The following is a 14,731-nucleotide window of genomic DNA, read 5'->3' on the forward strand; positions in this document are numbered from 1 at the left end:
CTGCTCGAGGTCCTCTACGACGAGGACGACACTGTTGACGTCGGCGAGGTCATCGCTCGCGTTGGCAGTGGTGAGCCAAAGAAGGCTACCTCGAAGAAGAAGGAAGAGCCTAAGAAGGAGGCTCCAAAGGCAGAGTCCAAGCCGGAGCCAAAGAAGGAAGAGCCAAAGAAGGAGACTCCAAAGGCTGAGGCTTCGAAGTCTGAATCCAAGCCTTCCGCTAACAAGGACGTCCCTTACGTCACCCCGCTGGTTCGCAAGCTGGCTGACAAGCACGGCGTTGACCTGACCAAGGTCGAGGGCTCTGGCATTGGTGGCCGTATTCGTAAGCAGGATGTTCTGCGCGCTGCCGAGGGCGGCCAGGAGCCTGCTGCTGAGTCCGGCTCCAACTGGTCCACCAAGGGCGTTCGCCCTGAGCTCGCTGAGCTGCGCGGCACCACCCAGCGTGTCAACCGCATCCGCGAGATCACCGCTGCCAAGACCCTCGAGTCTCTGCAGACTTCTGCACAGCTTACCCAGGTCCACGAGGCCGACATGACGGCTATCTGGGATCTGCGCGCTGCCAAGAAGGCTGAGTTCGAGAAGGAGCACGGTGCGAAGCTGACCTTCCTGCCGTTCTTCGCAAAGGCAATAGTTGAGGCTCTGGTCAGCCACCCGAACGTCAACGCTTCCTGGAACGAAGAGACCAAGGAGATTACCTACCACGAGCAGGTCAACCTGGGTATCGCTGTCGATACCGAGCGTGGTTTGCTCTCCCCGGTCATCCACAACGCTCAGGACATGTCCCTGCCGGAGCTGGCTGCTGCTATCGCGGACATCGCAGACCGCGCTCGCAACAACAAGCTGACCCCGAAGGATCTGTCCGGCGGCACCTTCACCATCACCAACATTGGCTCTGAGGGCGCTCTGACCGACACCCCGATTCTGGTTCCGCCGCAGGCTGCAATGGTCGGCACCGGCGCAATCAAGAAGCGCGCAGTAGTTGTCACTGAAAATGACGCAGATGCCATTGGTGTTCGTGCCATGGTCTTCCTGCCAATTACCTACGATCACCGCCTTATCGACGGCGCTGATGCAGGTCGCTTCATGACGACCGTTGTTGACCGCCTCGAAGTTGCCAACTTCGAATCGGATTTGCAGCTCTAGGCCGTCTGTTCCCTTCCCGGGGGGGGCAGCGCGGTGGGAATCTAGCTAGCTGCTAGCACAAGGTTTGCCTCTTCCCTACCCGCGTTAGTCGCGTATTGCGGCTGACGCGGGTTTTCTTTTTGCCAAACACTTTCCTCGCTTGGAGTTCCTCACTCCGAGCGCGCGTTCCCTACGCGGAGTTGATTGCTCAACGTTTTCGGAGGTAACAACTCACATACTTGGCTAATGCTGAGAATCATCGAAGCCACACACCTAACACAGCCACTCAGTGTCACAAAGAATTCACGCGCTGTTTTTTCGTCGTTAAGCATATAAAAGCCAGCGAGAGGATATAACTAAAAAGAAGAAAAAGTAGCAGATGTGCATTCCTTCTACACTGCGGAAATGCGGAAACCTCATACACCTTCCGCACGTTAATACAGTTACACATTCCAGCAGCGACACCCCACTCCGAAGACTGCGATAACTAAATTCATTCGCTGTTAACCTCGACGTCATCTAGTTAGCAATTAGCCTTTACCAATCTAAGAAATCATTAGGCGGCAGGCTTCTTTGGCGTGCCTATTTTTGCTCTCTGTACGTAACTTAGAAAGGTGGAGCATGTCCTCGGCTCCAGCGGATACTAGTTCGTCGACCGGGGCCACATCATCTGAACAGTCGAGTTCCTCAGATAAGTGGTGGCACCTCTTCTTCGGCGGCCTTCTCGCAATCAACATCGTTATCTTTGTCTTCTGGGCTTATGACTTTGTCGGCCCGCAGGCAAATACTGCAATTCTCCTCATTACCATCGCTTTCGCCATCTTCATGGCGTTCAATATCGGTGGTAACGACGTCGCTAACTCCTTCGGTACTTCGGTCGGTGCCGGCACCCTGAGCATGAAGCAGGCACTTGTTGTCGCTTCAGTCTTTGAGGTTTCGGGCGCCGTCCTCGCTGGTGGCGAGGTTACCGATACCGTCCGTTCCGGCATCGTGGACCTTAACGCAATCGATGGCCTGGACCCGATGGAGTTCGCCTTCATCATGATGTCCGCGCTGCTCGGCGCGGCAGTCTGGCTCCTCGTTGCAACCCGCATGGGTTGGCCCGTTTCCACTACTCACTCCATCGTCGGCGGTATCGTCGGTGCTGCACTGGCTGTCGGCTTCATCACCGGCAAGGGTGGCTGGAGCATGGTTCAGTGGGACCAGATTGGCCAGATTGCAATTTCCTGGGTTCTCTCTCCGCTCCTTGGCGGTTTGGTCGCGTTCCTTCTGTTCGGCGGCATTAAGAAGTCGATTCTCGTCTACAACGACAAGGCTTCTCAGCAGCTGCAGGCCATCCATCAGGAAAAGGCGGATCTTAAGGCTCAGCACCGTGAAGAGTTCGAAAAGCTGCCTGAGCACGAGCAGATCGCTTACACCAACGCAATGCTTCGCGACGCGACGACGATGCGTGACGACGACTGGAAGCGGAATGACCTGGAGTCTGACTACTTCCGCAAGCTCGTTGACATCGAGTCCAAGGTTGATGACGTCCGCGCTCACCGCGCGCTAGAAGCCTGGGTTCCAGGCCTGGCCGCATTGGGCTCCGTCGTCATCTCCGCGATGATGCTGTTCAAGGGCCTCAAGAACCTGCACCTGGGTCTGTCCGGCCTGGACAACTTCCTGATTATGGGCATGATTGCCACCGCCGTGTGGCTCGCCGTTTACATCTTTGCCCGCACTTTGAAGCGCCAGGACCTCGACCGCTCGACCTTCCTGCTGTTCAGCTGGATGCAGGTCTTCACCGCTTCTGCGTTCGCTTTCTCCCACGGTTCGAACGACATCGCTAACGCACTTGGCCCGTTCGTGGCAATTCTGGATGTTCTGAAGACCAACGAAATTGCTTCTGAGTCTGGTGTTCCGCTGGCAGTCATGGCCACCATGGGTGTCGCTTTGATTTCCGGTCTGTGGTTCATCGGTCGCTACGTTATTCAGACTGTCGGTTCCGGCTTGACTAAGATGCACCCGGCGTCGGGCTTCGCCGCAGAGCTCTCTGCTGCTGTGGTCGTTATGATCGCTTCCCTGCTGGGTCTGCCGGTTTCTTCCACCCACATTCTGATTGGTGCTGTTCTCGGTGTCGGTATCGTTAACCGTGCCGCTAACTGGAACCTGATGAAGCCGATCGCTCTGGCCTGGGTTATCACTCTGCCGGCTGCTGCAGCTATCTCGGCAATTACCGTTTCCATACTGCGCGTCGTCTTCGGCTAAACCCAACAAGAGCACGCCACTTTCGCCCCGGCGGTCACTTGGCAGTGACCACCGGGGCGTTTGGCGTTTTGGCCTCCTTAGATTGACCACAAATCTGAGCCCCCGAGAAAATCGGCGTATCCTATAGGCCACCATGACTGCCCCAAGAAAACCTTTTACTCGCGCAGATAAATCCATTCGGGAATCAAGCTCCGACATTGAGATTCAACACCTTGGTCGAGTCGATTATGAGGAGACCTGGAACCTGCAGGCAGACCTCGCTGCGAAGCGTGCAAAAGATGAGATTCCAGATCAGGTTCTTGTGCTCGAGCACCCGAGTCTTTACACAGCAGGAAAGCGCACCCAGCCGGAGGACCGGCCCACTAATGGGTTGCCAGTTATCGATGTCGACCGCGGTGGTCGCATCACCTGGCACGGCCCGGGCCAGCTGGTGATGTACCCAATCATCAAGCTCGCTCAACCGGTCGATGTGGTGGACTACGTCCGCAGGTTAGAAGAAGCTCTCATTCAAACCGTTCGGCGAGCCGGCATTGCAGCCGCCGGTCGTATAGACGGCCGCTCTGGAGTATGGATTCCGGCCTCAAACGGAAAAAGCGATCGAAAGATCGCCGCACTGGGCATTCGCGTCACTCATGGTGTGACCATGCATGGACTCAGCCTGAACTGCGATAATTCGATGGAGTTCTACAACTACATCGTCCCGTGTGGTATTTCCGACGCTGGCGTGACCACCCTGTCCAGTGAACTTGACCGAGATGTTAGCGTGTCGGAGATGACAAAACCGCTTCTGGCGGATTTGCACGATGCGCTGGAAGGCCGGCTGACCGTTGCCGACCATTCCTTCGGCTCCGCGCCCGACCCCACGAAGGGCCTGCCACACCGGGTGAAGCACAACTCCACTACCGGCATATTCGAGTACTCATCAACAAACAAGTAGGGTGAACCTGTGACTGTTAAGCCAGAAGGACGTAAGTTACTGCGCGTCGAGGCACGAAATGCCGAGACCCCTATCGAAAACAAGCCACGGTGGATCCGCAACCAGGTTCGCCCGGGCCCCAGCTACAAAGACATGAAGAACCGTGTCTCGGGCGCCTCCCTGCACACAGTTTGTCAGGAGGCTGGCTGCCCAAACATTCACGAGTGCTGGGAAGACCGCGAGGCCACCTTCCTTATCGGCGGCGACAAGTGCACCCGCCGCTGCGACTTCTGCCAGATTAACTCCGCCAAGCCGGACCCCTTGGACAAGGACGAGCCGCGCCGTGTCGCCGAGTCCGTCCGCGAGATGGATCTTCGCTACGCGACAATCACCGGTGTCGCCCGCGACGACCTGCCCGACGGCGCATCCTGGCTCTACGCCGAGACCTGCCGACAGATCCACGAGCTCAACCCGAATACGGGGGTCGAGCTCCTGGTCGACGATTTCCGTGGCGACGAATCCGCCGCACAGCAGGTCTTCGACGCCAAGCCTGAGGTCTTTGCTCACAACCTGGAGACGGTGCCGCGCATCTTCAAGCGCATCCGTCCAGCATTCCGCTACGAGCGCTCCTTGGAACTCATCACTCGTGCTCGCGAAGCTGGACTAGTTACCAAGTCCAACCTCATCCTGGGCATGGGCGAAACCTACGACGAAATCGTCTCCGCTATGGAAGATTTGCACGGAGCCGGCTGCGACATCCTGACAATTACGCAGTACCTCCGCCCCACCCCGCTGCACCACCCAATTGACCGTTGGGTCAAGCCGGAAGAGTTCGTCAAACTCTCCAAGGCTGCCGAAGAGATGGGCTTCGCTGGCGTCATGTCAGGACCGCTGGTCCGTTCCTCTTACCGCGCTGGACGGCTCTACGCCCGCGCGCTGGCGCACCGCGGTCAGGAGCTGCCTGAGCATCTCTCCGCGCTTGCCGACGACGGCGGCAGCGACCTCGCTCTGCAGGAGGCCTCAACCCTGCTCGACCGCTATGGCGCATCGGAGGACACACCAGTTACTTCGGCTGCTCCGGTTTCCTAGGGGTTGACGGCCGTGGGACCGTCGTAAAGCGAAACGACGCTACGGCGCGGTCTATTGCCTAAAACCGCATCGCATGCCCTAAAGTTGGTGATTATGGCGACCAATGATGCGAAAGAAATGAAGAAGGCGAACCGCGCCGCCAAGCGCGCTCAGCGTAAGCAGACCCGTAGCCAGATGTGGCAGGCGTTTAAGCTGCAGCGCTCGCGGGACAACAAGCTCGTGCCGTACATGGCGCTGGGCTTCTTTGGACCGATTATCCTGCTGTTACTGCTTGGCCTGCTTATTGGTGGCGTGTGGCCGTGGATTCTGACGATTATTGGTATTTCGATCGGTTTCATGGTCGCGATGTACATCTTTTCCAAGCGTCTTGAGGCCTCCTTCTTCACGGAAGCAGAAGGGCAGGCCGGCGCTGCGGCGTGGACGCTGGACAATATGCGCCAGGGCGTTGGCTATGTTTGGCACGTCAAGACCGGTGTTGTCGCTAATCAGCACATGGATGCTGTTCACCGTGTTATTGGTAACGCCGGCATTGTGCTAGTCGGTGAAGGTGACCCCAACCGCGTTAAGCAGATGATTGCTCGTGAGAAGAAGTCACTGGCACGCATTGCGGGCGAAGCTCCGATTTACGACATGATTGCTGGTAGCGACGAGGGCCAGGTTCCGCCGAAGAAGCTACAGCGTGAGCTCATGCGTCTGCCCCGCAACCTGAATAAGGATCAGGCCAATGCGCTGAATGAGCGCATTCAGTCGATGGACCGCATCCGTGACGCGCGCGCCAACATGCCAAAGGGTCCGATGCCGAAGGGCGCTAACCCGCAGGCCGGTATGAACCGCCGTGCTCGTCGTGCAGCAAACCGCGGCAAGAAGCACTAAGAGTTTGAGTTAGGTGTTAGCGAGTTTTGGCTAAGGCGTCGTTGCTAGGGCATGACTGCCTAAGACATCTTGCCTAGAGCATTCTGCGTTGTAAGGAAGGGGCTTACGAGCCCCTTTTTTTGTGCGTTGGCACCAATCTTAAAACTATGCCCTAAAACACAGTTTCTGGCGTCTCATCAAAGATGATTCCCTTAAGTCTCCGCACTGCCAGCAATGGCTGCATTCTTGCTGGAAACAATGCTTAATGAAGAATACCGCCAGTTGTGCCACGATGGGGTATGTGCAACTCTTGGCTGAAAATGAACTCTTAGCGCTTCTAGTGATTTTGTTTCTTGGCCTGGCAATTGGCCAGATCAAGATCTTCGGCTTCAAACTTGGCGTAGCCGCCGTTTTGTTCGTCGGTCTTATCCTGGCGACGATTGAGCCGGAAATTCAAATCTCCCCATTGATTTACATCGTGGGCTTGGCATTATTCGTCTACACAATCGGCTTGGAGGCGGGCCCCGAGTTCTTCAGCTCGCTACGCTCGCGCGGTATCAAACACAACTTGTTCGGCATTGGTGTACTCGCAGTTGTCACCATCGAGTCGTTCTTGCTGATCAAGTTTTTGCCTATCGACCCGGTGGAGGGCGCAGGCGCTTTCACAGGCGCTCTGACCAACACTCCGGCGATGGCTGCAATTGTCGATGCTCTTCCTAGCCTAATTTCGGATAAGGGCGAGCTGGCCGCAGCCCACGATATGCCAGTTATTGGTTATTCGTTGGCCTATCCAATCGGTGTGCTGGCGGTGATTGCCTCTATCGGCATCATGTCGAAGGTTTTCCGCGTCGACCACGATCAGGAAGCTATTGACGCAGGTGTCGCCGCCCTTCCGCTGCACACTCGCGACATCAAGGTTCTCAAGGATGACCTACCTTCCGTTACCGACCTGCCGTCGAAGTTCGGTTTGGACATCACGGTTTCACGCATCGAATACAAGGATCACCTCTACATTCCCGCCCCGGGTGACACAGTCTCGGTCGGCGATGTCATTTCCGTCGTCGGCACCGAGGAGGAAATTGCCCGCGCCGCCGAGCACATCGGTGAGCTTATGCCGGGTGACCCGACTCACGATGGACGCCTGGACTTCCGCCGCATCTTTGTCTCCGCATCTGACGTGGTTGGCGTACCCATCGCGGAGCTCCAGACACGCATGGACGGCATGATTATTACCCGTATCCGCCGCGGCGACCACGACATCGTTGCGGAACCGAACATGCGCCTCGAGCTCGGCGACCGCGTCCGCGTGGTTGCACCGCCAGAGAAGATCAAGGACGCAACAAAGTTCTTCGGAGACTCCTACAAGAAGCTTTCCGACGTGAACCTGTTGCCGCTCACCCTGGGTCTTACGTTGGGTGTTTTGGTGGGTCTCATCAAGATTCCGCTTCCGGGCGGCAGCTCGCTCGCCCTGGGATCTGCTGGTGGCCCACTGGTTGTGGCACTGATTCTGGGTGCTGTCGGCCGCACTGGTCCGCTGGTCTGGCCTATCCCCTACTCGGCCAACCTGGCCTTCCGTACGATGGGTCTGGCACTGTTCCTGGCCGGCATTGGTACCACAGCTGGTAAGGGATTCCAGGCAGCGTTGTCTGACCCGGCATCACTGACTGTTCTCGGTCTTGCCGCCATCATCGCGTTTAGCTCCGCATTGCTGACTCTTATCGTCGGTCACCGAGTCTTGAAGATTCCGTTCGGCCAGACCGCGGGTATCCTCTCGGGCCTACAGACCCACCCGGCAGTGCTCTCATACGTCAACGACCAGGCCAAGAACGAGTTGCCGGCAATGGGATACACAACGGTGTATCCGATGGCCATGATCATGAAGATCATTCTCGCCCAGGTCCTGGTCGTGCTGGTGCTGTAGCTTTAGCTCACACTACGGTCAGCCCAAGATAACGGCCGTGCCAGTGGCGCGGTCGTGCATACCGCGCATATCCGAGTCAGTGATTGCTGGCGGCAGCAAGAAGAGAGTCAGCAGACTGCGGAAGAAGGCACGGACGAAGCCGACTCGCTCACCCGGCTTGTCCACGCGGGCGACACCCATCTTCATCATCCACTGGCCCGGGGTGCGGGCAAACAGCCAGACCGACACTGTGCCAATAATGAGGAAGATAACTGGCGTGTAGGTCGCAAGGAATGACTGCCAGGCGATAAACGCATCTCCGAACTGCTCAATCTGTTCCTGACTCGGACCGAAGAACATCGAAAAAGCTCCGGCAATCATCAGGGAGATAATCCAGTCAATGAGAATGCCGCCGACACGACGCATCAGCGTCGCCTGTGAGCCTGGGCCGTCGGGGGCAAGACCCAATGCCTGGCCAGGATAGTCCGAGAGTTTGTTCGGATTATCGAACTCACCCGGAATCTGTGGGCCATCGAGCCAACTGTGCTTTTCTTCCATGGGTTCATAGTCTAATGCAGCAATCGATGTATCAAATCGCGGGTTGGGGCAGGCTCACCGCACACGCGGGGGTAATTCGGGGGCGAAGCTGCATCGCCTTTTCCAATTTTTTCCGGCGAGGGAGTCAAAGGCTCGTCGTAAAGCGTGTGCGAGGGAAATGCCCAGGCTATTGCACTGTTTCCGCAACCAGATAACCTTTTCCCTATTTGCGTAACTCATTCCGTATTGGCGAATTGTTCACGCGCCACGGCAGAAATTCTTCGTTCTAATTCCAGAATGAATGCGCGTTTCGTTAAGCTTAAGAGCGTCAACCGGCCAGTCCTTGACAGCGCGGCAGGCGCACGAAACATCGTGCAAGAATCATCCCCTGCTGCGTAATAAACAAGGCCAACTAAGGAGACCGCACATGTCCTTCAAAACTCCCGAGGAAGTAGCCGCGTATATCAAGGAAGAAGGCGTCGAATTCGTAGACGTCCGCTTCACGGATGTTCCCGGCACCGAGCAGCACTTCACCATCCCAGCGTCCGCATTCGACGAGGATGCGATGGCTGAGGGGCTGGCATTCGACGGCTCTTCTGTTCGTGGTTTCACTTCCATCGACGAGTCCGACATGGCGCTGCTGCCTGACCTGAGCACCGCGCGCATTGACCCGTTCCGCAAGGCGAAGACCCTGAATGTCAAGTTCTTCGTCCACGATCCGTTTACCCTCGAGCCGTTCTCCCGCGACCCGCGCAACGTCGCAAAAAAGGCAGAGGAATACCTCATCTCTACCGGCATCGCCGACACCTGCTTCTTCGGTGCTGAGGCAGAGTTTTACGTCTTCGACAACGTCAAGTTCGAGACCGACACCAACCGCGGCTTCTACGAAGTTGATTCCGTCGAAGGTTGGTGGAACCGCGGCAAGGATGAGAACCCGGACGGATCTGCAAACCTGGGCTACAAGACCCGCCTGAAGGGCGGCTACTTCCCGGTCGCCCCGTACGACCACTACCAGGACCTCCGCGACAAGATGTGCCTTAAGCTCGCCGACGCAGGCTTCGAGCTGGAGCGCGCTCACCACGAGGTCGGCACCGGTGGCCAGCAGGAGATCAACTACAAGTTCAACACGATGCTGCACGCTGCAGACGACCTGCAGTCCTTCAAGTACATCATCAAGAACACCGCCTGGGAAGAGGGCAAGTCGGTCACCTTCATGCCGAAGCCGCTGGCTGGCGACAACGGCTCGGGTATGCACGCCCACCAGTCTCTGTGGAAGGACGGCAAGCCGCTGTTCCACGATGAGGCCGGTTACGCGGGCCTGTCCGATATCGCTCGCTGGTACATCGGCGGTATCCTGCACCACGCAGGCGCCGTGCTAGCTTTCACCAACCCGACCCTGAACTCCTACCACCGCCTGGTCAAGGGCTTCGAGGCTCCAATCAACCTGGTCTACTCGCAGCGTAACCGCTCCGCTGCTGTGCGCATTCCAATCACCGGCTCCAACCCGAAGGCAAAGCGCATCGAGTTCCGCGCTCCAGACCCATCCGGCAACCCGTACCTGGGCTTCGCCGCCATGATGATGGCCGGTCTGGACGGCATTAAGAACCGCATTGAGCCGCACGCTCCGGTCGACAAGGATCTCTACGAGCTCCCACCAGAGGAGGCCGCAGACATCCCACAGGCTCCGACCTCTCTCGAGGCTGCACTTGAAGCCCTGCGCAACGACCACGAGTTCCTACTCGAAGGCGATGTCTTCACCGAGGACCTCATCCAGACCTACATCGACTTCAAGTACGAAAACGAGATCGAGCCGGTTCGCCTCCGCCCGACTCCGCAGGAATACGAAATGTACTACGACTGCTAAAGTTTTCGCTTTACGACGGCCGCAGCGAGCAGTCACTCCCCTGCTCCTAGTGGCTACCTAGTGGCTGCCCAGCGACCTTGAAGTGAATACCCAAAAACCGTCTGACCACAGCTCATTGTGGTCAGACGGTTTTTCGTTGCGGCCATGCTGGCTGCGGGTGCCTGGGCCCGCATACGCGCGTATGTGAGCACGAATTTGTGCGCGGTTCCTGGCCGCTTCCCTGAACAGAACCATGCACCACCGCAAAAGGGCCACACCTCCTGCACGAGTAGAGTCGCACCCTCTCCTCCCCAGTCTTATCGATGCAATATTCACTGGTCGATGCGCTATAGCGTGGCCATAAGTGAACAGCGCATCGACAAGTGACTGGGTGGGGAGAATACCGTGCGCATAAGAGCCGGAAAGTCGTCGATAGATGACGAAAATATCGTCGACAAGTGAAGGAAAATCATCCATAAGTGCCAGAAAACTGGCCATAAGTGCGAGGGGGCACTAGGGACAACGCGGGGGACGGATGCGAGGGGGCTGCCACCAAGGGTGGATGGGGCATGCTGCGAAGGTAGGATGCCAGGCAATCACGCCCGTTGAACCAGAAATGTGTCGCAGATTAATGACATGTGACAAATTTCATAAACTTTGATGCGCGGGGGGATAATTCACTCAGCGGTAATCGTTCTCAATACGAATCAATTGTGCATGTCGAAGCCGTTATTACGACTGGCTTATTGATGCAAAAAGGTTGTGTCGCTGAGGCCGTCGTAAAGCGCGAATGGCACGCCCGAAATTGCATGAAAATAACTATTTGGCCGTACACCGAAGTGGTTCTTCCGTATGGTTAAACAACATAGCCCTCGGAAATTGGCGTTAGCGCACCAGCCTAAAACGCCCTGTGGACAGGGCGTGGCTTGACTTGCGGCTCGTGAGAGCTGTCGGGGAGAGACCGCGCCGAGGCATTTGATTGATTCTGGAGAGCATGCATCTGGAATTTCTTAAGCACAGCCGCCGCACATGGTGGCCGATGAATATTAAGAAGGATTTGAGCATTCTTGACTAACGAAAACGCTGCCAACCCAGAAAACTCAACCCGCATTGATTTTCTCTACCTCAGCGAACCCGACATGGTAGAAGCTGGCGTCACGGACTTCGGCAAGTGCGTTGAGACCATGGAAGAAACCCTGATTCTGCTGGCCGACGGCGACTACCGCATGGCTGGCGCTTCCGCTAACTCCCACGGCGCCCAGATCAACTTCCCGGATAACCCAATCCACGAGGGCATGCCTGCAAATGGTCCGGACCGCCGTTTTATGGCAATGCCGGCTTACCTCGGTGGCCGCTTCAATGGCGCGGGTGTGAAGTGGTACGGATCCAACGCTGATAACCGCCAGAACGACCTGCCACGTTCGATTCACCTGTTCATCCTCAACGATGCAATTACGGGTGCACCGAAGGCTGTCATGTCGGCAAACCTCCTTTCGGCATACCGCACTGGCGCTGTCCCGGGTGTCGGAGTCAAGCACCTGGCCGTCGAAGATGCCGAGGTCGTTGGCATCATTGGCCCGGGTGTTATGAGCCGCACCATTCTCGGCTCGGCCATCTCGCAGCGTCCAAGCATTAAGAAGGTCAAGGTCAAGGGCCGTTCCCAGGCTTCGACTCAGAAGGCTGTCGATTGGATCAAGAACGAGTTCCCGCAGCTGGAAGAGGTCCGCATCGTCGAGACCGAAGAAGAAGCAATCCGCGACTCCGACATCCTCATCGCCGGCACCTCGACTTCCTCCGATGGCCCGTCCGGTTTCCCGTACTTCAAGAAGGAGTACTTGAAGCCCGGCGCACTACTGCTCATGCCGGCCGCTGCACGCCTCGACGACGACTTCGTGCGTTCCGACGACTGCAACCTCGTCGTTGACTACACCGGCCTGTACGAAGAGTGGTTCAACGAAAACGGCCCGGACGTGACCTACGAACGCCTGCTCGGTATTCCGGGTAACCGCTGGTGGGACATGAAGGAAGAGGGCACCCTGCCCGCCGAGAAGCTTGTCAACATCGGTGACATCGCTTCCGGCAAGGCTCCGGGCCGCGAGAACGACGAGCAGATTTTCTGCTACTCCATCGGCGGTATGCCGGTCGAGGACGTTGCTTGGGCTACCGATGTCTACGACAACGCCCTGGATAAGGGCATCGGCACCAAGCTGAACCTGTGGGACGTTCCGCTGCTGAAGTAACTAACGCGGTCCGAGGGGCTCGATTAACACTTAGTTCGAGCCCACCTCAAAACTCCGCCACACCAAAACCACACAATTTCATAGTGACCAGCAAGTTCGACAAGACGACCAACAAGCTCAACAAGCTAGACGCGAAGTAGGCGAATTTTACCAATGGGTAAGTTCAAACCCAGCAGTGACCAGACAACTCCGGAAGGAATCCAACGATTCATCCGGGACAATGACATCCGCTGGGTAGACGTCCAGTTCACCGACGTTCCCGGCATTGAACAGCACCTGACTGTTCCGGTATCCGAGTTTGATGAGGACTCCGCTTATGAGGGCCTCGCATTCGACGGATCGTCCATTGCGGGTTACACCTCGGTGGATAACTCCGACATGATGCTGCTGCCCGACCTGGACACAGCTTTCATCGACCCGTTCCGCAAGTCGAAGACGCTGAACATGAAGTTCTTCGTCCACGACCCGCACACCCGCGAGCCGTTTAGCCGCGACCCGCGCAATATTGCCCGCAAGGCCGAGAACTACCTGAACGAGCTGGGCTTCGCCGATACTTGTAACTTCGGCGCCGAAGCAGAGTTCTACATCTTCGACTCTGTCCGCTACGACTCCACCTCGAATAAGTCCTTCCACGAGGTTGACTCGGTTGAGGGCTGGTGGAACTCCGGTGTGAAGGTCAACCCGGACGGATCGCGCAACCTGGGCCACAAAGTGCGTACCAAGGGTGGCTACTTCCCTACCGCTCCGTACGACCACATGCAGGATCTCCGTGACGAAATCGGTGAGCACCTGCAAGATGTTGGCTTCCATGTTGAGCGCTCCCACCACGAGATGGGCTCGGGTGGTCAGCAGGAGATTAACTACCGTTTCAATACCCTGCTGCACGCCGCCGATGACATGCAGACCTTCAAGTACGTGGTGAAGAACACCGCCAAGTTCAACCAGAAGTCGGCCACCTTCATGCCGAAGCCGCTGGCTGGCGATGGTGGTTCTGGCATGCACATTCACCAGTCGCTGTGGAAGGATGGCAAGCCGCTGTTCCACGATGAAAACGGCTACGGTGGTCTGTCGGACATGGCGCGCTACTACATCGGCGGCATCTTGAAGCACGCCGGTGCAGTCCTGGCATTCACCAACCCGACGATGAACAGCTACCACCGTCTGGTTCCAGGATTCGAAGCTCCCGTGAACCTGGTCTACAGCCAGGAGAACCGCTCGGCTGCCATCCGTATCCCGATTACCGGCGCAAACCCGAAGGCTAAGCGCATCGAATTCCGCGCTCCGGACCCATCGGGCAACCCATACTTGGCTTTCACCGCCGCAATGATGGCTGGTCTCGACGGCATCAAGAATCGCATCGAGCCGGGCAAGCCGATTGACAAGGACCTCTACGAGCTACCGCCAGAGGAACTCAAGCACGTTCCCACCGTCCCGCATTCGCTGGAGGGTGCGCTTAATGAACTGGAGGAGGACCACGAGTTCCTGCTCGCCGGTGATGTCTTCACCCAGGATCTCATCGACGCGCATATCCGCTACAAGTTCGAGCAGGAGATCATGCCGGCTCGTCTGCGCCCGACGACGCAGGAGTTCGAGCTCTACTACGACTGCTAGTTCGCGCCCAGTAAAGCTCGCTTGACGACGCCCACACCGCTACCCCACCTAAAGATCTTGGGGTAGTGGTGTTTTCGTCGGTGCATGGTTCTTATCAGGCTCGCAGTAGAGCTAGCACTACTGCGAGCTACTCCGATCACAGCTACCCTTGATAGTTATGAATAACAAGTCACTGACTCGTTCCACCAATAACAAGATGGTTGCCGGTGTGCTCGGTGGATTCGCTGAGTACTTCAACTGGGATGCGACTCTGCTACGCGTTGTGTTTGTCGCATCTTTTCTGATGCCCGGACCGCAGTTTCTTCTCTACATCGCAGCATGGATTATCATGCCGAAGGACACTTACGTATAAACGCGACCTACCTAAATTTCCT

11 protein-coding genes are annotated in these 14,731 nt (G+C 57.0%); 10 read left to right on the forward strand and 1 reads right to left on the reverse strand.

Going from position 1 to position 14,731, the window contains the following annotated elements; genetic code table 11:
* The 6 genes from sucB to ADA16_RS04260 all read left to right on the forward strand — a co-directional run.
* A partial coding sequence (gene sucB / locus ADA16_RS04235; RefSeq protein WP_048759486.1) for a 2-oxoglutarate dehydrogenase, E2 component, dihydrolipoamide succinyltransferase occupies positions 1-1,143 on the forward strand: 1,143 nt, incomplete at its 5' end.
* 600 nt (positions 1,144-1,743) lie between these two features.
* On the forward strand, positions 1,744-3,369 hold the full coding sequence (locus ADA16_RS04240) for an inorganic phosphate transporter (protein WP_048759488.1): 1,626 nt from the start codon (positions 1,744-1,746) through the stop codon (positions 3,367-3,369).
* Positions 3,370-3,502: 133 nt separating this feature from the next.
* Positions 3,503-4,306 (forward strand): lipoyl(octanoyl) transferase LipB, encoded by an 804-nt coding sequence (lipB, locus tag ADA16_RS04245; protein ID WP_048759490.1) that lies wholly within the window; start codon positions 3,503-3,505, stop codon positions 4,304-4,306.
* 9 nt (positions 4,307-4,315) lie between these two features.
* The gene (gene lipA, locus ADA16_RS04250; RefSeq protein ID WP_048759492.1) at positions 4,316-5,374 is read left to right on the forward strand and encodes a lipoyl synthase; all 1,059 of its coding nucleotides are present in this window, start codon (positions 4,316-4,318) and stop codon (positions 5,372-5,374) included.
* A 93-nt stretch (positions 5,375-5,467) separates the two neighbouring features.
* Positions 5,468-6,247 carry a DUF4191 domain-containing protein gene (locus ADA16_RS04255; protein ID WP_048759495.1) on the forward strand — a complete coding sequence of 260 codons (780 nt, stop codon included), beginning with the start codon at positions 5,468-5,470 and terminating at the stop codon, positions 6,245-6,247.
* 280 nt (positions 6,248-6,527) lie between these two features.
* Complete coding sequence (locus ADA16_RS04260) at positions 6,528-8,147, forward strand: aspartate:alanine exchanger family transporter (protein ID WP_193387488.1); 1,620 nt, start codon at positions 6,528-6,530, stop codon at positions 8,145-8,147.
* A gap of 18 nt (positions 8,148-8,165) precedes the next feature.
* On the opposite strand, the gene ADA16_RS04265 is transcribed toward ADA16_RS04260, so the two are convergent.
* Positions 8,166-8,684 carry an RDD family protein gene (locus tag ADA16_RS04265; RefSeq protein ID WP_048759497.1) on the reverse strand — a complete coding sequence of 173 codons (519 nt, stop codon included), beginning with the start codon at positions 8,682-8,684 and terminating at the stop codon, positions 8,166-8,168.
* Positions 8,685-9,090: 406 nt separating this feature from the next.
* Between ADA16_RS04265 and glnA (ADA16_RS04270) the strand changes: the two genes are divergently transcribed.
* The 4 genes from glnA (ADA16_RS04270) to ADA16_RS04285 all read left to right on the forward strand — a co-directional run bounded on the left by glnA (ADA16_RS04270) (position 9,091) and on the right by ADA16_RS04285 (position 14,709).
* The gene (glnA, locus tag ADA16_RS04270; protein WP_048759498.1) at positions 9,091-10,527 is read left to right on the forward strand and encodes a type I glutamate--ammonia ligase; all 1,437 of its coding nucleotides are present in this window, start codon (positions 9,091-9,093) and stop codon (positions 10,525-10,527) included.
* Between the two features lie 1,046 nt (positions 10,528-11,573).
* Positions 11,574-12,746: a tyramine oxidase subunit B gene (locus ADA16_RS04275; protein WP_048759499.1), complete on the forward strand. Its 1,173-nt coding sequence runs from the start codon at positions 11,574-11,576 to the stop codon at positions 12,744-12,746.
* 153 nt (positions 12,747-12,899) lie between these two features.
* On the forward strand, positions 12,900-14,357 hold the full coding sequence (glnA, locus tag ADA16_RS04280) for a type I glutamate--ammonia ligase (protein WP_048759501.1): 1,458 nt from the start codon (positions 12,900-12,902) through the stop codon (positions 14,355-14,357).
* 157 nt (positions 14,358-14,514) lie between these two features.
* On the forward strand, positions 14,515-14,709 hold the full coding sequence (locus ADA16_RS04285) for a PspC domain-containing protein (protein ID WP_048759502.1): 195 nt from the start codon (positions 14,515-14,517) through the stop codon (positions 14,707-14,709).
* Positions 14,710-14,731: the final 22 nt, after the last annotated feature.

This window comes from Corynebacterium vitaeruminis, from assembly GCF_001054325.1.
Classification (GTDB): domain Bacteria; phylum Actinomycetota; class Actinomycetes; order Mycobacteriales; family Mycobacteriaceae; genus Corynebacterium; species Corynebacterium vitaeruminis_A.